22 protein-coding genes and 1 tRNA gene are annotated in these 21,159 nt (G+C 55.8%); all 23 read left to right on the plus strand.

Annotation, left to right across the window (positions count from 1 at the left end; translation table 11 throughout):
• Positions 1-1,605: hypothetical protein (locus tag JJO78_RS07595; RefSeq protein WP_273623221.1), on the plus strand; the 1,605-nt coding region annotated here is incomplete at its 5' end.
• 4 nt (positions 1,606-1,609) lie between these two features.
• Positions 1,610-1,960 carry a hypothetical protein gene (locus JJO78_RS07600; RefSeq protein WP_273623223.1) on the plus strand — a complete coding sequence of 117 codons (351 nt, stop codon included), beginning with the start codon at positions 1,610-1,612 and terminating at the stop codon, positions 1,958-1,960.
• Between the two features lie 116 nt (positions 1,961-2,076).
• Positions 2,077-2,595, plus strand: a complete 519-nt coding sequence (locus tag JJO78_RS07605) for a terminase small subunit (RefSeq protein ID WP_273623225.1) — start codon at positions 2,077-2,079, stop codon at positions 2,593-2,595.
• A complete protein-coding gene (locus JJO78_RS07610; protein WP_273623227.1) occupies positions 2,480-4,507 on the plus strand; it encodes a phage terminase large subunit family protein in 2,028 nt (675 codons plus the stop codon). Before JJO78_RS07605 ends, JJO78_RS07610 begins: the two co-directional genes overlap by 116 nt.
• Positions 4,504-4,710: a gpW family head-tail joining protein gene (gpW, locus tag JJO78_RS07615; RefSeq protein ID WP_273623228.1), complete on the plus strand. Its 207-nt coding sequence runs from the start codon at positions 4,504-4,506 to the stop codon at positions 4,708-4,710. The genes JJO78_RS07610 and gpW overlap by 4 nt, the downstream gene beginning before the upstream one ends.
• On the plus strand, positions 4,707-6,302 hold the full coding sequence (locus JJO78_RS07620) for a phage portal protein (RefSeq protein ID WP_273623229.1): 1,596 nt from the start codon (positions 4,707-4,709) through the stop codon (positions 6,300-6,302). The genes gpW and JJO78_RS07620 overlap by 4 nt, the downstream gene beginning before the upstream one ends.
• 4 nt (positions 6,303-6,306) lie before the next feature.
• Positions 6,307-6,382: transfer RNA gene (locus JJO78_RS07625), tRNA-Met, on the plus strand.
• Positions 6,383-6,400: 18 nt separating this feature from the next.
• Entirely contained in the window at positions 6,401-6,652 is a 252-nt protein-coding gene (locus JJO78_RS07630; protein WP_273623230.1) for an Acb2/Tad1 domain-containing protein, read from the plus strand.
• Between the two features lie 58 nt (positions 6,653-6,710).
• Positions 6,711-8,036: a S49 family peptidase gene (locus JJO78_RS07635; protein ID WP_273623231.1), complete on the plus strand. Its 1,326-nt coding sequence runs from the start codon at positions 6,711-6,713 to the stop codon at positions 8,034-8,036.
• A gap of 61 nt (positions 8,037-8,097) precedes the next feature.
• A complete protein-coding gene (locus JJO78_RS07640) occupies positions 8,098-8,466 on the plus strand; it encodes a head decoration protein (RefSeq protein WP_273623233.1) in 369 nt (122 codons plus the stop codon).
• Positions 8,467-8,527: 61 nt separating this feature from the next.
• Positions 8,528-9,547 carry a major capsid protein gene (locus JJO78_RS07645; protein ID WP_273623234.1) on the plus strand — a complete coding sequence of 340 codons (1,020 nt, stop codon included), beginning with the start codon at positions 8,528-8,530 and terminating at the stop codon, positions 9,545-9,547.
• An 81-nt stretch (positions 9,548-9,628) separates the two neighbouring features.
• Positions 9,629-9,907: a hypothetical protein gene (locus tag JJO78_RS07650; RefSeq protein WP_273623235.1), complete on the plus strand. Its 279-nt coding sequence runs from the start codon at positions 9,629-9,631 to the stop codon at positions 9,905-9,907.
• Positions 9,908-9,909: 2 nt separating this feature from the next.
• Positions 9,910-10,227, plus strand: coding sequence for a head-tail joining protein (locus JJO78_RS07655; protein ID WP_273623236.1), 318 nt, complete (start codon positions 9,910-9,912; stop codon positions 10,225-10,227).
• Positions 10,211-10,828: a phage tail protein gene (locus JJO78_RS07660; RefSeq protein ID WP_151982384.1), complete on the plus strand. Its 618-nt coding sequence runs from the start codon at positions 10,211-10,213 to the stop codon at positions 10,826-10,828. Before JJO78_RS07655 ends, JJO78_RS07660 begins: the two co-directional genes overlap by 17 nt.
• On the plus strand, positions 10,828-11,238 hold the full coding sequence (locus tag JJO78_RS07665; RefSeq protein ID WP_273623237.1) for a hypothetical protein: 411 nt from the start codon (positions 10,828-10,830) through the stop codon (positions 11,236-11,238). The genes JJO78_RS07660 and JJO78_RS07665 overlap by 1 nt, the downstream gene beginning before the upstream one ends.
• Positions 11,239-11,295: 57 nt before the next feature.
• Positions 11,296-12,267: a hypothetical protein gene (locus tag JJO78_RS07670; RefSeq protein WP_273623239.1), complete on the plus strand. Its 972-nt coding sequence runs from the start codon at positions 11,296-11,298 to the stop codon at positions 12,265-12,267.
• Complete coding sequence (locus JJO78_RS07675) at positions 12,264-12,770, plus strand: hypothetical protein (protein ID WP_273623241.1); 507 nt, start codon at positions 12,264-12,266, stop codon at positions 12,768-12,770. The genes JJO78_RS07670 and JJO78_RS07675 overlap by 4 nt, the downstream gene beginning before the upstream one ends.
• Before the next feature lie 164 nt (positions 12,771-12,934).
• Positions 12,935-13,351 (plus strand): DUF4124 domain-containing protein, encoded by a 417-nt coding sequence (locus JJO78_RS20585; RefSeq protein ID WP_443094025.1) that lies wholly within the window; start codon positions 12,935-12,937, stop codon positions 13,349-13,351.
• 61 nt (positions 13,352-13,412) lie between these two features.
• Positions 13,413-16,148: a phage tail tape measure protein gene (locus tag JJO78_RS07680; RefSeq protein ID WP_273623243.1), complete on the plus strand. Its 2,736-nt coding sequence runs from the start codon at positions 13,413-13,415 to the stop codon at positions 16,146-16,148.
• Positions 16,145-16,498 carry a hypothetical protein gene (locus tag JJO78_RS07685; RefSeq protein WP_151982372.1) on the plus strand — a complete coding sequence of 118 codons (354 nt, stop codon included), beginning with the start codon at positions 16,145-16,147 and terminating at the stop codon, positions 16,496-16,498. The genes JJO78_RS07680 and JJO78_RS07685 overlap by 4 nt, the downstream gene beginning before the upstream one ends.
• Entirely contained in the window at positions 16,495-16,899 is a 405-nt protein-coding gene (locus JJO78_RS07690; protein ID WP_151982370.1) for a hypothetical protein, read from the plus strand. The genes JJO78_RS07685 and JJO78_RS07690 overlap by 4 nt, the downstream gene beginning before the upstream one ends.
• Positions 16,899-18,368, plus strand: a complete 1,470-nt coding sequence (locus tag JJO78_RS07695; protein WP_273623245.1) for a LamG domain-containing protein — start codon at positions 16,899-16,901, stop codon at positions 18,366-18,368. Before JJO78_RS07690 ends, JJO78_RS07695 begins: the two co-directional genes overlap by 1 nt.
• The gene (locus JJO78_RS07700; RefSeq protein WP_273623246.1) at positions 18,368-20,938 is read left to right on the plus strand and encodes a hypothetical protein; all 2,571 of its coding nucleotides are present in this window, start codon (positions 18,368-18,370) and stop codon (positions 20,936-20,938) included. The genes JJO78_RS07695 and JJO78_RS07700 overlap by 1 nt, the downstream gene beginning before the upstream one ends.
• Positions 20,939-21,159 lie beyond the last annotated feature (221 nt).

The raw sequence follows: 21,159 nt of genomic DNA on the forward strand, positions 1-21,159 counted from the left end.
GGGTTGGCTGTTGACGGTAGTGACAATGTTACGTCATGGACCGACCAGGTGGGCGGCCTAGTACTTACGCCGTCTGGCACGGTGACTGCAGACACGGATTTTGCGCCGGTCACATATCCGACTGATACGCCAACAATCTCCAACGTAGACGGCGACAACGCCGTAAACCAAGGGCAACTGGTCAACATCAATGTCTCTGACTTCACCGAGTCCATCACTTCCGGTGACATCGACGGTGTGGCGTTCCCGAACATTCCTGACAACGATCCAGCCGATGATGTGATTCAGGTTCGTATGCCGGTAACCCTGGCTGCGGGCACCTATGACGTGACGATCTCTGGTGCCACTGAGACGGACACGATCTCCGGTGTGGCCTACGCGATCACGCACCAGTACACAGCGCCATACTCGCCGGTGGATGACAACAGCCTTTTCGCTGGTCAGTCGCTCACGGAGGACAGTTACTTTCGGATTGTGACGCCACCAAGCAACGGAACCATTGATGCTGCTACTGCTGAAACCAGCAGCCTCTGGGGCAACGATGTTGACGATATCTACACCCCGGATGAGGGCTTCACGGGTGATGACACGGTAACCCTTGAGATCCTATACGCGGATGGCGCCACGGCTCAGTGGACAGCGACGATCACTGTTGAAGAGCAGGTGGACACAACCCCTGACCCCTTCACAGTCGATCCGTTGACCAACCAGGCGCTCGACCAGTGGGTTGAGTTCGATCCGATTCTGGTGAGCGGCATTGACGCCGGCGAACAAATTGCCGTGGTTGTCTCTGGTACCGATGTTCAGTACGCGGTGGATTCCGGCTCTGGCTATGGCGGGTTCAGCGCTACCAGTACCAATGTGCAAGCCGGCGACCTGGTTAAGCCGAGAATCAGGACCATTGACGACTTCTCGTCGGAGGCAACCGGTTCGATCTCAATCGGTAGTGAGTCCTCCAGTCTGTCTGCTACTACCCGGGCAGCGGTTCTTCCTGTCTTGGATACGCCGATACCGGATCTAAGTCTTGGCGAGGAGGATGTTGTATCGCTCGACTTGGACGATTATTTCTCCGGGGCGGCGGCCTACAGTATTGGCGGGATACCGGCCGACTCTGGACTATCTTTCAGCGGTTCGGTTCTGTCCGGGACCACCAACAAGGACGATATCGCGGCTTCACCGTTCAACCTGACGGCCACGGCCTTCAGTGCAGACGGAAGCACCCAGGACGTGTTCGAGGTCACGGTCGTCGACGACATTGCTCCGGTTATCTCGATTGGAGCTCTGAACACAACTGATACCACTCCAATTGCATCTGGCAGTGCAGGTGATGCGGATAGTCTGGTGCTTGACCTGGAGGGAGTCGATGTCACTCACAGTTCAAGCTACAACATCACACCGTCGGCAGGATCTTGGAGTCAACAGTTTCCGGAACTCGCGCTAGGTGAGTACTTGATGACGCTAACAGGCGTCGATAGCGCCGGTAATGAGACCGTTGTGACGGCCGCCCTCAATGTGGTGGAGTCGGTTGCTACATCCCCCCGGGGCTTGTTTCAGCCGCTTTTCCGTTCGCTGTCTGGATCAGTTAACCAAACACTCTTCAGGTGAACCCATGGCAAAGACGCTCTCTCCAGACCTGCAGGACCAGCAGTTCTCCAACAACCGAGCAGTCCACCGGCAGCGCTTCCTACACAATGAGACGGTGGATACGGCTACAGGGGAGTGGTTGTTCCTCCCTCCCGGTATCGACCACGTGCTGGTGAGTGTAGATCCGGCGGATGGTAACGCTCGTGTTGAATACACACAGGATGATGTCACAGCTGTTCTTAATGAAACCGCAGTGGGTAAGCCCTGGGCGGAGGGCGATGTTAGCGGGTACACGGATTCTTTGATGGTGAACGCCGTTACCGCTATCCGGTGCGTTGCTACGGGCGGGGCGGCTGAATTCAAGGTCACTGCCTGATTGGCACGGGTCCTTCTGGCAGGTGGCTCCACTGAGGGGGCGCAGACTCGCGGATTTTTCGCAGACTTAGCGCACCCTTAGCCTTCCTTCCTTGGTTTTGAATCAGAGAGTTAGCGATGGGTAAGCGAGTCAACAAGCGGGAACTCGCTGAGATCTTCGGCATCTCCGAAAGGTCGTTCACCGCTTACCAGAAGGACCATTCTTTCCCGATCGCCAAGGCTGGCGGCCGGGGTCAGGCAAACGAGTACGACACCCAGGATGTTCACGACTGGCTGATGGAGCGTGCGGTACACGGCGCCCGTCACGAGTCTGCGCGTGAGCGCCTGGAGCGCATCAAAGGCGATCGGGAAGAGCTGGGTTATGCGCAGGATATGAAAGAACTGGTGCCAGCGGCACTGGTAGGGGCTCGATTGGAACAGGTGGTGTTGTCAATCAGGACAGGTGTCCTGACAGGTAACCCTAAACTCAAGACTGAGATCGATACGTTGTATGACATCGATCTCGATATCGAGCTTCTGAATGAGCATTCTCGATCAATCCTCCGCCAGTTGGCAGGCCTTGGCAGCGAACCTGGAGCGGGTGATAGCACAGGCGCTGGCGAAGTTCGAGCCACCGGAGAAGATCAGCTCAACTGAATGGGCTAATCGCCACCGCTGGCTTGCGCAAGAAAGCAGCCCGATGCCGGGCAAGTACTCCACGGATCTCACGCCGTGGGTGCCTGGCATGCTGGATGCGCTGGACGATCCCAAGGTTAAAGAGGTGGTCTGCCGGAAGTCTGCCCAGGTGGCGTGGACTGACGGCGTGTGGAACAACTACCTGGCCCGCCGGATCCACAACGATCCGTGCCCAATCGTGCTGCTGTTCCCAAAGGACAAGACGATCCGGAAGTATCTGGATCAGAAGTTTGTGCCGATGGTGGAAGCATCACCTGTGCTGCGGCCGCTGGTGGATGTGTCCACGTCCAGGAGCACCGGCAACCGGACTGACTTTAAGAAGTTCCCGGGCGGATTCCTGGCCCTGGTGGCCTCCAACGCACCCGACAATGTGAAGTCACTTTCCGCCCCGGTGGTCTGTGTCGAAGAGCCTGACGACTGTAACACCAACGTCAGGGGGCAGGGCGACTCGGTCAAGCTGCTCGAGGAGCGGGCGAAGACGTACGAATACCGCAAGGTGATCTTCGGCGGAACGCCCACGGTCAAGGGATTGTCCCGCGTTGATAAGGCCTTTCAGGCGAGTGATCAGCGCATGTTCATGGTGCCGTGCCATGAGTGTGGTGATGAGCATGTCCTGGCATGGGAAAACATGGTGTGGGATGAAGGGGCAGAGGTGCCCGACGAGATCCTTGGTACCGCGCAGCCCAGCACCGCCCGGTATGTCTGCCCGCACTGTGGTGTGCCCTGGCGGGACGTGGACAAAAACCGGAATGTTCGCAAGGGATATTGGAAGGCTCAGAAGCCGTTCCGTGGCGTGGCTGGGTTCTACATCAACGAGCTCTATAGCCCGTTCCCGGGTTCCAAGCTGGCCATGCTCGTTGAGCGTTACCTGAAGGCCCGCAGGGAACTGGAGCAAGGCGACGAAAGCGACATGATCGTTTTCGAGAACAGTTGCCTTGGCCTGGCTTATGAATACCGCACCGATGTACCTGGTGAAGACACGCTCCGGGAGAGGGCGGATGAGTACCCAGAGTTCTCGGTACCAGCTGGTGGATTGGAACTGACGGTTGGTGTCGACGTTCAGCATGACCGTTTGGCCATTGTGGTTCGTGCCTGGGGCCGGGGAGAGGAAAGCTGGTTGGTGTTCTGGGGCGAGATCTCCGCCGCGCGCACCTGCATTGACCCGAAAGACCCAGTGTATGACGAGCTCGACCGGTACATTTTCGGAGAGTATCAGCATGCTCTGGGCTTCCCGATCCACGTATCGGCGGCAACGATCGACTCATCAGACGGCCAGACCAACGATGCGATCTACAACTATGTGCGATCGCGCCGGCGCCGTGGCGTGAAAGTGATGGCCGGCAAGGGTGAATCCAACAACCTGAACCGTGAAATTGTCAGCCCGCCGAAGAAGGTGGACCTGAACAACAAGACGACGAAGGCCAGCAAATACGGCCTTCAGGTTCACATCATCGGTACCCACAAAGCGAAGGACCTGTTCTTTGGCCGCTTGAAACTGGAAGGCCACGGCGCGGGTCGGATTCACTTCTATGACCAGGTTCGCTCGGATTACTTCACCCAGGTACTGAGTGAGATCAAGGCACCGTCACGGCAACGCGGGGGCCGCAAGGTGTACCAGAAGAAATCAGGTGTTCGAAACGAGGCGCTGGACTGCGAGGTCTACGCGCTGCACGCGGCCCGTGTTCTGAAACTGCATGTGCGCAAGCCGGATCAATGGGACACCCGCGAGGCTTCGCTGAAGCAGGGCGACCTCCTGGCGCCCGCTGCGCCAACCAGGGTGGCTGAAGAGCGCCCGGCAGCGGCACCCGTAAAAACTTCCAAGGCCAGTTCCGAGGGCGGAAGCCTGGCTGATATTGCCCGGAGAATGCGATGAGTCTTGAAACCCAGCTGCTCGAAGCCCGGGAGGCATACCACAATCTGCTGACTGGGCAGGCTGTTGTGCGGATTGAGCGCAACGGACGAATGGTGGAATTCTCTCAGGCCAGTAAAAGAGACCTTGCCGCGTACATTGCCAGCCTGGAAAGCCAGCTTGGTGGCGCCGGCCGCCGCCGTGGGCCTGCGAGGTTCATCCTGTGAAAGCGCCTGACATTACCTTTTTGGATGCGACTGGCCAGCCCATGCGTAAGGCTGAGAGCTACACCGGCACGGGTGGGGGCTTTGGTGGCCAGCTCCAGCGCTGGAATCCGCGTGCGCGCACCGCTGATGCTGCGCTCCTGCCAGACCTGAAGCGGGGTAACGCAAGGGCAGAGGACCTGGTTCGTAACCACGCCCTGGCCAAAAACGGTGTGCAGCTGCACGTTGATAACATCGTTGGCCACATGTTCCGGCTGAGCTACAAGCCAAAGTGGCGGGCCCTCGGCATGAGTGAAGAGGACGCCCGGGCCTTCGCTAAAGAGGTTGAGGACGCGTTCACAGAGTATGCGGAAGACCCGATCAACTGCTACGTGGATGCAGAGCGCAAGCGCACCCTGACGATGATGTGCCGTGAGATCACGGCAACCCATACCAGCGCCGGTGAGGGCATGGCCTCCGCTGAGTGGATCACGGATCGCCCTGGTGCGCTCTTCAACACGGCTATCAAGTTGGTCAACCATCACCGCGTGTGTAACCCGCACCATGGCCCGGACAGCAACAGCCAGCGGGCGGGCGTTCGGGTGGACCGCTTTGGTGCGGCCACTGGGTACTGGGTTCGCAACCATGACATCTCTGGCTACGGCCTATCCGATGGGATGGGGAATAGCTGGACGTTTGTGCCACGGGAAACGGCTTGGGGGCGGCAACAGTTCCTGCACGTTTTCGAACCCCGTGGCGATGGGCAAACGCGTGGTGAAAACCAGTTCCTGAGCGTTATGGAACAGCTCCCCCAGCTGAGCAAGTTGCAACAGACCAAGCTGCAGAACGCCATCGTGAACGCGATGTACGCGGCGGTGATTGAAAGCGAGCTGGGCAGTGAAGCTGCCATGGAGATCATTGGCGGTGATATCAGTCCCGATAAACTGACCAACTACATGAGCACGCTGGCGGACTACCACGAAGGCGCGGACATTCGCCTGAACGGTGTGAAGATCCCCCACCTGATGCCTGGCGAGAACCTGAACCTTCTCACCAGTGGCAATGCAGACAACGGTTTCAGCGAACTGGAATCGTCTATTACACGCTGGATCGCAGCCGGCACCAATACATCCAGCGAATCGCTGACGAAGGATTACCGGCAACTGAGCTACAGCACGGCCCGGGCCAGCATGATGGAAAGCTGGCGGTACTTCATGGGGCGCCGGAAGATCATTCCCAGCCGCTTTGCCTCGATGGTGTTTGCGCTCTGGCTGGAAGAGGCCATTGATAGTGGGCGCATCCGCCTACCGAGCTCCGCGTCACGGACCTTCTACGAAGCCAAGGCTTCCTGGTGCAACTGTGAATGGATCGGCTCTGGCCGCATTGCGATCGATGGCCTGAAGGAAGTGAAGGAAGCCATCTTGCTCATTGAGTCTGGCCTTTCCACCTATGAGAAAGAGCTGGCGAAGATGGGCGAGGATTACCAGGAAGTGTTTGCCCAGCAAGTGCGGGAGATGGATGAGCGGCGTAAAGCCGGCCTGCCACCGCCCAGCTGGGTCAAGGCATTGGCGCTTGCCCCCGATCAGGAAGAACCGGAGGAAGTGGCCGCAACGTGAGTTATGTCAGGGTGGAGCAGTGGTAGCTCGTCGGGCTCATATCCCGAAGGTCGCGGGTTCGAGTCCCGCCCCTGCAACCAATTCGGAGGAACGATACTGTGGATAATCAGCACCGGAAGATCAAAGGATATCGAGAGTTGAACGGCCAGGAGATCGCAATGATGAACGCGATTAAAGAGAAGGCTGCAGAGGTGGGAGATCTTATCGCCGATCTCGAAGGGCGCGTAAAGACAAACGGGGCGGATGGCTCGACACCTCCGGACGGTCGCTGGCTCGCGATTGGTAAGACGGACCTACAGAAAGGTTTCATGGCCCTAACCAGGTCCATAGCAAAGCCCGACTTTTTCTAGTTGAAGATCTAACCAGCGACCCCGCCCCGGCGGGGTTTTTTAATGCCCGGAGAAAACTATGCGAAACCAGAATATTGCAGCCCGTGTGCTGAATCAGCCGCTGTTGCTGGAGCCTGGGTATGCCCGGGTATTTCTTGGCGCACTGGCGCCCCGGTTGGGCATTGCCAGCCTTCAGGATGAATTCGGTCTGATTGAATCTCAGGAAAAGCTGAGGATGCGGGCTGATTCGTTTGGATCGGATCGCCCGCGAAACCGGCCTTATGAAGTGCTGGGTGGCATCGCTGTTATCCCAGTGTCAGGCACTCTGGTGCATAAGTTTGGCCACCTGCAACCGTACTCCGGGATGACTGGCTATGACGGCATCATTGCCCGGGTAGAGGAAGCGCTGGCTGATCCCACTGTTAACGGCATTCTGCTGGACATGGATACACCAGGTGGTGAGGTGTCTGGCTGCTTTGATACAGCCCGCAGGCTGAATGAATTGCGCGGTGAGAAGCCTATCGCTTCGATCTCCTACGATATGGCCTGCAGCGCCGGCATGGCCCTGCATAGCGCCACCGATTACCGCTACACCACCACTAGCGCCCGCACAGGTTCTGTGGGTGTTGTGATGATGCATGCCAGTTTTGAAGAGCAGCTGAAAGCCAACGGTATCGACGTGACGTTGATCCACTCGGGTGCTTTCAAAGTGGATGGCAACCCTTACGAAAACTTGCCTGAGCAGGTGCTCGCAAGATTCCAGGCCGAGTCTGACCGTCTTCGCAATGAGTTTGCGGAAATGGTGGGCGTTCATATCGGCCTTTCTGCATCGGATGTGCTTGCCACTGAGGCGGCCATCTACACCGGGCAGGACGCGATCGATGTTGGATTTGCGGACGAGCTCATTAATGGCCACGACATGTTGGCCGCCTTCTCTGACTACATCCAAACCACCACGACAATCGGAGTTAGCACTATGACGGTTGAATCAAAGACCAAGCCGGCGGCAACTGCACCGGCCCCCGCCCCGGACGCCAGCACTGAGCAACCGGAAACTGTTGACACCAACAAGGTGGCCACTGATGCCGCCGCTGCTGAGCAGGCCCGTATTTCCGGCATTCTTCAGTGCGACGAAGCGGAAGGCCGCAGCAAGCTGGCCCAACACTTCGCATTCAACACGAAGATGTCGGTTGAGGAAGCGAAGGCCGCTCTGGCTGCAGCTGAAGTGCCGGAGCAGAAAGCATCTGGCCCAAGTGGCCTTCTGAGCGCTGCCATGAACAACACCAAGCAGCCGGAGATTGGCGCGGATGCTGATGGCGCAGGCGAGGGTGGCGAGCTGAAAGGCGGGGCCAAACTGGCGGCTGCCTATACAGCTGCGACTGGCTGCGGCAAGAAAGTCCACTGAACCGTAACGGCTCGCCGCTGGCGGGCGGTTCGTCAACCCGTTTTAACGAGAGGAAACAATCATGTCTGATATCTATGCAGGCTCTTCATTCGTGCCTTACCAGCCAGCCCCGTTCATTCTCGGCGGGCTAGTGGCATTCGACAGTGGCACGCTCGCCAGTGGACAGAACCTTGAACGTGGAACCGTGATCGGGCGGGTTTCAGCGACCGGTAACCTGGTTGAATCCCAGCAGGATGCTTCGGATGGTTCGCAGATTCCAGTTGGTGTTTTGAACCATGACGCGGACGCGACCAGTGCGTCCATGAATGTGGTCTATGCCAAGGGCGGCGATCTGGACAAAACCCAGGTGAGCTTCCACAGCAGCTGGAGCGCAGTTGAGCAACTGGCTGCTTTCGATGGCACCCCGATTTCACTTGTAACCCCGGAGTGATCGCCCGGTAGCACTGCGTTACCAGCATCACCTGATTAACCAGATCTGAGGAGATCACCCCATGACTTACAGCACCGTTGAGTTGCTGGACGGTACCCGCCGTCTGGATCCGTTCATGCCGTTCTTGCTGAACCTGCTTTGCCCAGGATTCGTGACGTTCGGTACCAAGGAAATTGCATTTGATGCCTGGGATGAGGACTTTAAGCTGGCTCCTTTCGTGAGCCCGTACGTGCCTGGCCAGGTAAGCCAGCAGCCAGGAGGAGAGCTCCGGAAATTCGTGCCACCCTACCTCAAACCGAAGGATGTGGTAGATCCCTCTCGCGTGCTCGAACGTCGCCCTGGTGAAGGCTTTAATGGCCCGCTGACGCCTGAACAGCGTGCGGATGCTATCCGCGTTGACCTGCTCGCTACTCATCGTAAGAAAATTCGCCGCCGTGAGGAGTGGATGCTTTCACAGGCACTGCAGACGGGCCAGGTCGTTGTCTCTGGCCCGAAGTATCCAGAGCAGCTGCTGGACTTCCGCCGTGATGCAAACCTAACGATCGATATCTCTGGGGGTGCTGGTGCATGGAACCAGACCACTGCAAATCCAGTGGAGGATATCGAGGACTGGTTTGACCTCCTGGAAGCGCCGGCCACTCATGTGATCTTTGGCCCTGGAACCTTCCGGGCCGCCGTTGGTGACGAAGAGTTCAAAGAACTGGCTAGTACTCGTCGCGGGTCCGAAACCACCTTCGAGATGGCTCCTGCGGAAACTGATGCGTTCTATCGTGGCCGCTTTGGCGAAACTGGTCCGGAACTCTGGGAATACAAGGGCTGGTACAAGGATTCCCAGGGTAATAAGCAGTACTTCATTCCCTATGGCCACGTGGTGATTGTTAGCGCTGCGGGTGCCAGTGGTGTTCGCGCCTATGGCGCGATTCTGGATGCCAATGCGCAATACCAGGAAACGGAGATGTGGCCTAAGAACTTCACCACAGACGATCCCGGCATTGAGTACATCATGACTCAGTCCGGGCCGCTCCCCATCCTGCGCCGGATTGACGCAACTCTGTGTGCCCAGGTCCTGCCAACTCCGTAATCGCAGCACTAAAACGCTGATCTAAGCCGGCTGTAGTGCCGGCTTTTTCATATCTGAATTGCAAACTGAAAGGTGAATCACATGGCTGCTAAGAAAACCAAGGTGGTGTTTATCAAGCGGGTTGAAGACCGGGATAAAACCACCGGCGCAAAGACCGTTATTAAGGCTGGTACCAAAACCGAAATGACGGCTGCTGAGATCAAGAAAAACAAGACACGTGTTCGAGTCATCGAAGACGATGCCAAAGAAGACTCCCGCCCGGTTCTTGCTTCCGGTGCCGCACCTGATGCCAGTGGTGACGCATCCGATGAAGGCGAAGGAGACGACGAGACTGGCGGCGACGGCGCCACAGGCGACTGACGGTGAGTAAGTTCGATTCAATGGCGGGCCGGCTTGAGTCCGCCATTGATGATCAGTTCGGTGACGCTGGCCTCTACGACGATGGCACCAATCCGCCTTTCGAGGTGAGGGTGATCATTGATCTGCAGGTTGAGCAACGCCAGGCCTTCGAGAGCAACTTGCCAACGCACCGCGATGAACTGGAAATCCGGAAGGTGTATGTGGCCAGGCCCAAGCGTGGTGACAAGGTTGTTGTCGGTAGCGCCACCTGGGTGTTTGACGGCCTGATCACCGATGACGGCTATGTGACGAGGCACTGGGTGTATGGAAGCGAGAGTTGATCGAAGCAGCCTGCAGGAAGTGCGGGCGTTGCTGGCAAAGTTCTCAGATGGAGCCACCCGTGCTCATGCCCGTTCGCTGAACAAGACAGTCACGAAGAGCCGGACGGAATCCAGCAAGGAGATCCGGAAGCAGGTTCGGCTCAATGCGGCCTATGTAAAGAGCCTGATGACGATCACCAAGGCGTCACAGAAAAACCTGCAGGCGAAGATTTCCACGCCGTCCCGGGGCCTTTTGCTGTCTCGCTTTTCCACGGATACCAGTATTGCCGGTGACAAGACGAGTTGGCTGAAACCTCCGCCGCTCCCGCCCCGGGGGATCCGGGTGAAGGTCAAGCCGTCTGGTGGCGCCAAGGTACTGGCCAGCGATAGCGAGATACAGGGCAAGCCCTTCTACATGGTGTTACCAGGTACGTCCGGCCGGGTCGCGATTGTGGGCCGGCGCTCAAAAATCGGCAGTGCTGGCGGGAGGATCAAGGTGTTCTATGGCCCTTCACTGTCCCAGGTGTTCACCGATGTGAAAGAAGATATCGCCGGGCCGCTGGCCTTATACCAGATGCAGCAATTCGAAAATGAAATTGACGCCATTCTGAGGGGCTTCTAATGCCGGACAGTATTCGTGAACAGATCGTTCAGGCCTTCGCTGACCGATTGGGTGCTGAACGTGGCCAGCAGCTTGATAGCCGTGAAGATCTGCCGATGCGGGTACTCTGGGATCCCACGGAGACAGCGGAGAAACTGAAATACCGCAAGTATGAAATGACCTTGACGCTCAATGTTGGGGAGATGGCAAAACGGGACTTTACAGTTAACCCCAGCGTACAGGGTAACCAGATGCTGGCATCGATGCTGGACAACGCCCTGAACGATACCCACACCCTTGGCGGGCTGTGCAAGCACATCAATTATACGGATTCGGTTCTGGATTCCCCGGACCCGGGCCAAACGGAAATGATCATTCTGGTGACCTTCCAGATCGTTTACGAGACCAGCAATACCACCCCTTACGAGTAACACTCCCGAACAGACAAACCCCGCGCCCGGTGGCGCTCGAAAACCAGGAGAAACCACATGTCTACAGATAACGCGCTGCTCGAATTCGAAGGCGGGCAGAACGCCTTTCCCATGACTGCATTGTCTGATTCCGGCGATGCTCAAACCTTTGAGTCCGGTGAGGAACTTTGGTCGCAGGCTGCGGGCTTTGCGCCTGTTGTTCGGCCTGATGGCGTGGTCACTGGGGCCGCCTGCACGCCAGCTGCTGGCAGCGATGCAGTTGCGATCGCAGCATTCACCGCCTTTGTTTCCGGTGTTGAACTGGCTGTGGCCGCCCAGGCGAGTGTTTCTGTAACTCGGGCCGCCTCGGATACGCATATCATCAACAGCATTGTCTGTGACAGTGCTGGTGATGTAACAGCGATCGCTGGTTCCGAGGGTACCGGGTTCTCTGAAACCCGAGCAGATGCCGGCGGGCCTCCGCTAATCCCGGTTGGTTCGATTGAACTTTCCCAGGTGCGCCTCAGCAGCGGGAGCTCTGGTGCTGTTGCAGCGGGCGAGATCTTCCAGCTGGTCAACGTCCACATGGAAAGTGCGGTGTTCCCCATCCCGACCATTGACTACGTGAGCGGTGAGGTTAGCTTCAGTTCGGCGCTGAAGAAGATCCATACTGGTCAGGTGGCAAAAGGGGTTTATGCGAGTTTTGCCACTCCGGAGTTCATCGAAGCGTTCGATGCCTACGACTTCGTGCCTTCTGAGGTTGGATATTCTTCATCCAGTAAACAGACCTACACCCGGGTGAAGAACTCCCGTTCTCAGAGCCTGAACAACGCTACGTTCAGTGTGGATCTCACTGATGGCATCAGTGACACCATCGCCTCTGTTCAGGGTGAAAACCTTTACTTCCGCTTCTATCCGGACAAGAACCGGCCGCAGCACTTCATTGAACAGGGCGTGCTGTCCATTGCTCGGACCTTCCCGGCCGGTGGTGACATCGTTGCGAGCTGCACCATCAACGTGGATGAGAAGGGCAAAGAGGTCTCGCTGTGAGCAATTTTGACCTGGCCAATTTCAGAAAGGCCAAGTTCCAGGAGCGGGTGGAGGATGTCCCGCTTTCTGGGCTCACTGCCAGCGGCTTTGGTGGGTATGAGGGAGAAGGTGAAGAGACTAAGGCACTACCAGTTGTCTTTCAGGTGCGCGGCCTAACCGCCGAAGAGCTGGCTAAAGCCGACCAGGAAGCGGACAACAGCAAGCTACTGTTGGAAGTCGCAGAGCGACTGGCGGGCACTGAATCTGAAAGAGCGAAGGGGTTGCTTGATGGATTGGGACTTGGTGATGGCACCCCGAAAGCCCTGGCTAAGAAGCTGTCTCACGTACAGATGGCGGTACTTAAGCCGAGTTTGAAGATTCAGGATGTGGTTCGCATCGCCGATGCGTACCCGATGGATTTCTTGGAGCTTACGGTTCATATCTACAACCTGACTGGCCAAGGGAAGGTTGCCCAGGTAAAGCGAAAGCCCTCTGGAAAGAGCCAGACATCCAAGCCAGCCTAGCCCTGGCGGATCGCAAGGGCCGGTTTTTGTTCGAAATCCGGCCTGATGTGTTTCCAGAGGGCTACCTTACCGAAACGGAAGTGAGCCTTTGGCGGCTGTGGCTTGAGGCGCACAGCAAGAATTGATGTGCTATGGTTTTACAAAACGTTACACGGAGGTAATCCATGCGCATTCTCTTTACCCTCTTATTACTCCTCGCATCAACCGCTTATGGCCAGGTTTATAAGTGGACCGATGAAAACGGGAATGTTCACTTTGGCACGCAGCCTCCGCCTGGTCAGCAGGAGGAGGTGGAGATTAGAGAGAGCAAAACAGGGACGATGGTCACTGACCGGCAGAGGAAGATGCTCGAGCAGATTGATGAGGAAAGGGCAGGGCACAAAGCTGACGTGGACTATGCTCCTACTTCCCGGCAGAGCCCGTCGGAATCTCAGTCTTGCCGGAGAGCGAAGATCGTTCTTCAGAGATACGAAAGCGAACTAGACCTGTTGCTTAGGCGTGGCTACCAGCAAAGTGAACGAAGAGACGCTGAAGACCGAGTTACCCGTTGGGAATCAGAAGTGGCTTACTACTGTAGTTAGATAAATCCCGAATTAAACCAGAACCCCGCTCCGGCGGGGTTTTTTTATGCCCGGAGAAAACATGGCGGACCTTAAGAAAACGGTAGAGCTGATCTTCGGCGGTGTGGACAACACTGGGGGCGCGATCAGTTCAGTTGGTCGTGGGCTCGATAGCCTGGTTGATAAGACTGGTAGCGTCACAGGCGTTCTGGCCAATATCACAGACAGCATCGTTAAGCTGGACCTGGCGCTGGCTGCGGCTGGTGTTGGGATTACAGCCTTTGCGGTGAAGCTGTCTGATGACTTTGATACAGCGTTCGGGGAAATTGCCACGCTGATTGGGCAGCCGGCGGACAACCTCCGTGATTTCCAGGCACAGATCCTCGCGTATTCCGAAACTTCTACCGCATCACTTGAGCAAATCACCAGTGCCACTTATGGCGCTATCTCTGCTGGTGTCGATTATCAGAATTCGTTGGAGCTGATTGCGGCGGCTGAGCAGCTGGCGATTGCAGGCAAGGCAGACCTGGGAGACACCACCACAGCCCTGGTCAGCGTAATGAACGCGTTTGGGGCGTCTGCGGATGAGGCGGGCGCTTATGCTGATTCCTTCTTCACGGCCGTCCAGCTGGGTCAGACCACTATTCCTGAGTTGTCTGCTGCCATTGGCCGCCTTGCGCCTATCGCAGCCGCAGCGGGACTGTCGTTCGACGAGATGGCTGGTGCCATCGCAACCATTACCGCTGAGACTGGTACCGGAACAGCGGAAGCCATTACCGGTATTCGTGCTGCTATTAACTCAATTCTAAAGCCCTCCAAGGAAGCCAGCGATCTGGCCAAGGGATTGGGCCTGGAATTCAATGCAGCCGCTTTGGAGAGCAAGGGCTTTGCAGGTGTTCTTCAGGATGTGTATGAAGCTACCGGCGGAAACACTGAGATCATCGCCAAGCTGTTCGGGTCCGTTGAGGCGCTTGCTCCTGTTCTGGCGCTCACCGGGAATGCTGCCGAGAAATTCGCAGAGAACCTGGAAGCGTTCAATAACAATGCTGGGGCTTCAAGAACGGCCGCTCAGGAGCTTTCCGACACGCTGGCCAACCTTGGCCAGACCCTCCGAAACAACGTTGAATCCGCTCTGATTGGCCTGGGTGGCCGCCTTACCGATGAAACCCGGTCCGCCGTCAAAAGTGTTACCAGCATCTTCAATTCTCTGGGTGATGAGATACGCCTGGACGATGGCGCGTTTGCTCCGATCCTGGATGGACTGGAGGGGCTCGCTCAGGACATCGACCAGAAGCTTCAGGTTATCGCCGAAAACTTCCCTGAGGCTCTCTCGGGGTTGGATTTCTCTGATCTTCTTGCGTCCTTTGGTGACCTGGGCAGCGAGCTCGATGACCTGTTCGTAGGACTCTTTGGCAATGTGGATCTGTCGACCGTGGAAGGACTGCAGGCTGCCATGCAGCGTGTGGTGGATGCGTTCACGGCTTTGGTTTCTATTTCTGCCGGAATCGCTGATGGCCTGCAGCCTTTATTTGATGCCATTGGTGAAGGCATCGAACAATTCGAATCCCTGGACGACAGCACGAAAAGAAGTATCGGTGAGATCCTGGGTGTTGGTAAGGCCATTGACACGGTTCTTCCGGCAATAGGTGGCCTGGCCGGCGGCCTGAGTTCGGTTGGGACTGGCTTGACTGCCTTGGCCGGTGCTCAAGGATTCAAAGCGGTCATTGGCAATCTGGACTCGGTTAAAGCTATCGCTTCCGGGGCTGGCAAGTTTGGCTTGATTGGTACTGCGCTGGTGGGCTCTGCGGCTGCTGGGTTCGGTATCGGTACGGTGATCAATGATTTGATCGAGGAAAGTATTGGTTCGATTGGCGTCAGGATCGCGGAGTATGTGAATGCTGATGAAGTCGCTTTGGCAGAGGCCAAGTGGCAGGGGTATTCATCGGAAGTTCGCAGGGCGGCGAAGGATTCTGCAGACCTTAAAGAGATCAACGAGATTCTGAATCGTTCCCTGGGTGAAGCGACCGTAGCGACAAATGATCAACAGGTTGCTTGGCAGAAATACGCAGATGAACTTTTTGCTGCGGCGAACTCCAGTGATCAGGCGGCAGAAAGCCAGCGTGGCATCGCTGGTGCGATCGATGATCTGAATAAGACTGCTCAGAGCAGTGGCGGAGCGCTTGAGAACGTATCCAGAAATACACAGAAGCTCGTCGACAACAACAAGAGCCTTGAGTTGGGTTACGACGAGGCCACCGGCAAGATCAATTCTTTCTCTGGAACCATCATCCAGAGTGGTAAAGCCCTGGAAGACACGGCGAAGAAAACGGAAAAGGCCGTTGAGGAATCGGAAAAATTCCGTATCGAGATGGAAAGCATTGCCAGTAACGAGCGGATCAAGAACATCGAGGCCAGCATCTCGCTGGATATCGCGGAGGTTGAGGCCAACGCAAAGCAGGTGGAGGCCATTGCGGAGACGATTGGAAAAACTTTTGAGAACACCGGCTCAGTTATTACGGAACTGTTTGGTGGGTTTGATGATGCCAGCCGGTCCACTCAGATTGAAATAGCCAGTCAGATCCGAAAGGAACAGGAGTTTCGACAGCAAGCCCTCGACGATCAAAGCGAGATCAGCCAAGCACAGGCAGCCTACATCCGAGAGAAAACCAGGCAGCTGTCCAGAGGAGATGCGCTATTGAAGGTGGAAGCGCCAGGACTGGCCCCCCACCTGGAAGCCATCTGGTACGACATTCTTCAAAACCTCCAAGTCAAGGTGAATGCCGAGGGTGAGGAAATGCTGCTGGGGCTTGGATCATGAACGTTTCTATCACGGCACCTTTGTTTGATCTGAACGGGCATGTGCATCTTGCTGATGTATCGCCGGATGGACTTCTGGGATTCGAACGGCGGAACAACCGAATCCCCACATTGGATGGAGGGGCTGCCATTCCTGATTTCGGATACTCCGATGCGGATAGAACTTTTGATATCCGCTGGAGAGCACGTTCAGAGGAGGTTGTTGAGAACGTTCGACGCCTGGCCAAGACCTATAGCCGGCTGATTGTTTCCACAAAGGAGGGCTGTTTCATCGGTGCGCCTGGCCCGTTTAATATCAGCAATGGTGAAGCCCAAATCAAGATTCTGATCGAGAAGAGGATTGATCAATGAAAATCCGTGTATCACTCGGCCAGACTCTGGCCCAAGCCGTTCTGGCGGATCTTGCCTCTGGTAGCGGATCTGATCCGGTGATGGAGCTGTACACCGGCACAATGCCTGCCAGCCTGGGCAATACTATAACGGATACTCTGTTGGCTACTTTTACCTTGAGCTCTGCCGTTGGTAGTGAGTTGAACGGGGTCATCACATTCAGCGGCTGGACGGATGAGGATGAGGCACCTGCAGGTGGTGATGCAGGTTGGGTGCGATTGCTCAACAAAAGCGGCACAGAGATCATGTACCTGTCTGCGGGAGGCTCTGGAAGTGGCGCATCCGTGATTGTGAGCCCGGTTACCGTTGTAGAAGGTGAGCCGGTCAATCTGACTTCCGGCGTTATCCGGATGCCTGTCTGATGGCGAAGTATTCTGATCTTGCTGCAGCAACCGCGGACGGAATTGTCCATCATTGGCCGATGGACGAGGCCAGCGGCACCGGGGTTGCCGACGTGGTTGGCGGATGGAATGCTGAGTGTTTTGGAGATAGCTTCTCGGGCCCAGAGCTCAGCCCTGCAGAGTATGATGCCACGGTGGTCGCCACCCCCGGAGGTCTCGGCCGAGACATGGCGGTGAATTGGGACGGGACATCTGGAGATCTCGAGAAGATCGCCACGTTGCGACTGCCTCAGTCGGAGCTATTACCAGCGTTTTCAGCAATTACTGTCAGAATCCGGTATTTTCACACCTCGTTGGTCGAGGACGTTAATTCGTCTCACTCGATGAGTCTTTTCCAGCTTGGCCAGGTCAACAATTACGGGGTGCTGATCAGCGTTGAGAGTGGCCAGGTATTCTTTGCCGCAGGTGATCTCAACAGTGGTTCCGATTTCATTCCGGATCCATTTGAAGTTGGTGAATGGCACGACGTAGTGGTTGCGGGGGACGTGAACGGTACCGGGCTCTACGTCAACGGGAGTCTGATTTACTCACTTCCTGGATCCGGTAATTTCCTGATTTATAACACGGCAAGCTACACAGCGAGATCGTTTTTCGGGGCTAGCCCAGATGGCGAATACTATTTGCTTGGGACGACTGTGGACGGGATCTTCCAGGATGCTTCGATCTGGGATCGCAAATTCACAGAGCAAGAGATTACCGATTTAAACAGTGCCGGAATCGCTGAGCCTCTGATAACCGATACTTCGCCGATCACTTACGATGCAGCTCTTGATGCCACTTTGCCAATCCATGCGGAGTTCAGCGTCTACGTCGATCCTGTCGTTGTCTCGATGGATGCTCTATTTCCAATCCGTTTCCAGGCGGCAGCCTTTCAGGATTGGGTGTCAAAACTGCCGCCCACGCAAATTCAGGAACTCTATCGCTTGGTCCTCACTGGCGCACCGGACGGATTGGATGATCTGTACATTGGCGGAATCTCCAGTTGGCAGGCCACTAACCAGGCTGGGAGCCGTTCGGCGTATGTGCAGGCGGTGATCCCGGCTGCGGATCAGTACGTTGACGATATTGAAGCTCGATCCAACGGTGAACTGGTTATCCAAAAGGGGTACAAGCTTGCTACTGGTCAGGTGCAGTTTGAGGAAATCTTACGCTCCGCATTTGACGATGCGAGGCCAGACCAGGGGCGTTCCTCACTCACACTGACAGTTTCCGGGTATATGCGAGGGAAGCCGTTTTCGGTTGGGAGCCGGGCGCTTACAGGGATAAGGAGCACCAGCAAACCCAATGGAAAACGCCGGGTTTTCTGTGACATTGATCTCTTCCTGCAGCCGGGCATGACCGTTACCGCGTTGAATGATTCCTTCCAGGCAGACTACATCAACTATTACGTTAATCAGACTGACAAGTTCTGCGAAGTGGGTGAGCGATAATGTCAAAAGGTGAGATCGTAAGCCACCTGGGTGAGGGCAAGTATCGCGTACGACAGAAGTTGGCGGTTGATCGCATTCAGTTGGAGCTGGTCAAACTGAATGAGCGGATCGCAGAACTCGCTGTGGAGCTCCCCACTGCCAAACTTGAGCTGTTGCAGGCCCAGGCGTTGGTTGAAGACAAGGCGAGAGATATAGACCTGTTAATTCCAGGTCTGCAGGCTGGTACCGCAGGAGTCCGGGAACAGATCACCCAACTGCAGAGTGAGTTGGTTCGGCTACAAACCGCTGTTCGATTGGCTGAAATAACGGTAACCACTCTGATCTCTGAGAACCTGTCAGCCCTGAAGCGTCGAGGGCGGCTTGAGGCGGTCCCGGAAGGTTATGAGATTGACGCCTGGTGTGCTGATTACACCCTGAACCTCTCTGGCGATGTAGGGCTTGTCGACATAAATGATGAGGGTGGCCAGGGTGTTGTGATCCAACCTGGTTACGACAGCGAAGCCGGCTATCAGCCTGCGCGGGATGGCGCTCTATTTCCCAATCTTGCGCAGTCCGGAGTGCAGATTTACTTCAATGCAGCTGTGTTGCCAGGTGTTCAGAAGTGGTTTCCGCGTTATAGAGTGGGCGAGATCACGAGGCTCCAGACGGACCTGTGTACTCTTCGCCTTGATGATGCAAGGTCCAGCGCCCAGGGGCTACCGATCAACGAAGCGGAATTGTTGATGGATGTACCCATCGTCTACATGGACTGCAATGGCTCGGCGTTCAAGGAAGGCGATCGAGTATTGGTACGATTCACATCCAATGGGCCGCTGGTAATAGGTTTCGAATCTGATCCGGTTCCGTGCTCATTGTTTGGGTTTGTATTTGAGCCGGCAAAATGGGAGCCAGGCCCGGCCCCCACCTATAAAGCTGCGAAGCAGACTTACGGCGAGCCTTTCGAGGACATGAGCGGCCAGATTAATCCGCCGCTGGGGACGGATGATGGCACAAGCAGCGCATGGACTGCCAAGCCGGACGCAAGCGAGCTTGTCATTCAGCGCGGCAATGCCAGGAGCTATGGAACCAAAAACTGGTTCAATACGGAAAAGCTTGTTCTATCTTGGGACGGCCCGCCTGGCCGGGCTCATCGCCTTGACCAGATCGATTTCAGCTTCACCGGTTTCCTGGCAGCCTGGAAAACTGGACCCAATATATATCACGACTTGGAGGTCATTCTTGACCTGTCGGAACAGCTTGAAGCCGGGGCATTTGTCAACGTTCATGGCGCTTCCGTATACGAAGACGCAGGCGGTCAGCGGTGGCTGGTGGTGGTGGCGTCTGACGAGTCTTACGCAACGGGTCAGACCTTTAAGGTGTTTCGGATAACAGTAGACGCCTTGCTTCAACCCTTCGGGCTCCTGCAGTTTATGCACGAGACTACGCTTATGACTGGGATGGCTCCGCAGAGCCACTTCTATTTTTCTCAAAATGGCACCAAGGCTGTTTGCACGATTGTTGGCGATCTGGAAGATGACGAAAACCTGCACATCGATCTGGTCCGGTATGACATCAACACCGGCTTTTCGCTTGAGCAGCTATGGACCAGGGCGGAGCCTGTGGGGTCACGAACAACCGTTGATACCTATGTCGTTGATATAGATCCGCCGCCTCCTGCGTCCATTATCAAGACGGGTACGGTGGATGTTTCCGAGCAAGTCGTCTCGCATGACGTGCCAATATACTGTGATTTCGTTGGGGACCGAGAAGTTATCGCCTATGAGCGCCGCCCCGGCAGCGAGACTTCTATTGATTCCGACTGGATTGAGATCGAGGGGCCAGGGTTTGACACAACAGGAACCAGGATAACAAGCACAGATCGAGACTCGGCTTTCGAGATATTCACTAGCGATGCGGTTACATTGTTTAGCGAAGGCGATCCCCCCTTTATCAATACCGATCTGCATATGAGAACTATCAGAGGTAGTGCCGGAGACAGTGTGTCTGTTACCAATTCGGAGTCGGAGAAGCGCGGAGGAATCAGGTGGGCAGAGGATCTACTGGCCATTGATGTTCGCTTCGGATTTTGCGCAGTTGTACTGGGCGGTTTTACCTACAGCCTGAACGAAAGTGTTGATGACACATACACTGCTCAGGCGGCCAACGGCGGATATCTAACCGCTTCTGGCAGCATTGATTCTGAGCCCATGAGAGAGATCGTAGAGATCTGGCGAAACGGTGAGCGCATTAAAGAGATCGAGGCACTTACGTTGCCGTCAGGCATCGAGCATAAAAGTTACGGAGTAGACATCGCGTCTCAAGTGGGCATTACTGGGTCCAATACGAATACCACTATCGATGTTCTTCCCCAGATGCCCCTGGAAATTGGCAGTAAGTTTTTGATGACTGCAGCATCATACACCACTGGTCCACATTCAATAACGGGTTTAGCCATGAACTATCCGGTCGCGTTTGATCAGCGGAGCCTTGTCACATTCAATGAGGTCAGCGGATACAATGACCCTGTTGAAGAGATACTGGAGCGAACTGAGGCGGGCGGATATCTACTTTGTTCGGTTGGCCTCATATAAGGAGGCGCACATCACCAGGTAAAGATTGTATTTGTTTTGCCAAAAGTGTGATGCATATCACAAAACAATAATGTCAGTTTGGTTGTTTTCGAGCGCGATTAATTGTCACAAAGACCATTACAGTTTGTAGTCAATATTGTTAAACGAATGCTCAGACCCTCGTTAAACCCTTGTCGCAGTAGACGACACGTTATCATATTGTATACTCATAATTAAATGGA

Source organism: Marinobacter sp. DS40M6, from assembly GCF_028581595.1.
Lineage (GTDB): Bacteria > Pseudomonadota > Gammaproteobacteria > Pseudomonadales > Oleiphilaceae > Marinobacter > Marinobacter salarius.

What these genes read in the sequence shown, in the direction of transcription:
- JJO78_RS07660 (WP_151982384.1), top strand. Translation starts at nt 10,211, where the DNA reads ATGGAAGCGAGAGTTGATCGAAGCAGCCTGCAGGAAGTGCGGGCGTTG.
- JJO78_RS07695 (WP_273623245.1), top strand. Translation starts at nt 16,899, where the DNA reads ATGGCGAAGTATTCTGATCTTGCTGCAGCAACCGCGGACGGAATTGTC.
- JJO78_RS20585 (WP_443094025.1), top strand. Translation starts at nt 12,935, where the DNA reads ATGCGCATTCTCTTTACCCTCTTATTACTCCTCGCATCAACCGCTTAT.
- JJO78_RS07640 (WP_273623233.1), top strand. Translation starts at nt 8,098, where the DNA reads ATGTCTGATATCTATGCAGGCTCTTCATTCGTGCCTTACCAGCCAGCC.
- JJO78_RS07700 (WP_273623246.1), top strand. Translation starts at nt 18,368, where the DNA reads ATGTCAAAAGGTGAGATCGTAAGCCACCTGGGTGAGGGCAAGTATCGC.
- JJO78_RS07635 (WP_273623231.1), top strand. Translation starts at nt 6,711, where the DNA reads ATGCGAAACCAGAATATTGCAGCCCGTGTGCTGAATCAGCCGCTGTTG.
- JJO78_RS07605 (WP_273623225.1), top strand. Translation starts at nt 2,077, where the DNA reads ATGGGTAAGCGAGTCAACAAGCGGGAACTCGCTGAGATCTTCGGCATC.
- JJO78_RS07650 (WP_273623235.1), top strand. Translation starts at nt 9,629, where the DNA reads ATGGCTGCTAAGAAAACCAAGGTGGTGTTTATCAAGCGGGTTGAAGAC.
- JJO78_RS07685 (WP_151982372.1), top strand. Translation starts at nt 16,145, where the DNA reads ATGAACGTTTCTATCACGGCACCTTTGTTTGATCTGAACGGGCATGTG.
- JJO78_RS07610 (WP_273623227.1), top strand. Translation starts at nt 2,480, where the DNA reads ATGAGCATTCTCGATCAATCCTCCGCCAGTTGGCAGGCCTTGGCAGCG.
- JJO78_RS07600 (WP_273623223.1), top strand. Translation starts at nt 1,610, where the DNA reads ATGGCAAAGACGCTCTCTCCAGACCTGCAGGACCAGCAGTTCTCCAAC.
- JJO78_RS07645 (WP_273623234.1), top strand. Translation starts at nt 8,528, where the DNA reads ATGACTTACAGCACCGTTGAGTTGCTGGACGGTACCCGCCGTCTGGAT.
- gpW (WP_273623228.1), top strand. Translation starts at nt 4,504, where the DNA reads ATGAGTCTTGAAACCCAGCTGCTCGAAGCCCGGGAGGCATACCACAAT.
- JJO78_RS07680 (WP_273623243.1), top strand. Translation starts at nt 13,413, where the DNA reads ATGGCGGACCTTAAGAAAACGGTAGAGCTGATCTTCGGCGGTGTGGAC.
- JJO78_RS07690 (WP_151982370.1), top strand. Translation starts at nt 16,495, where the DNA reads ATGAAAATCCGTGTATCACTCGGCCAGACTCTGGCCCAAGCCGTTCTG.
- JJO78_RS07670 (WP_273623239.1), top strand. Translation starts at nt 11,296, where the DNA reads ATGTCTACAGATAACGCGCTGCTCGAATTCGAAGGCGGGCAGAACGCC.
- JJO78_RS07665 (WP_273623237.1), top strand. Translation starts at nt 10,828, where the DNA reads ATGCCGGACAGTATTCGTGAACAGATCGTTCAGGCCTTCGCTGACCGA.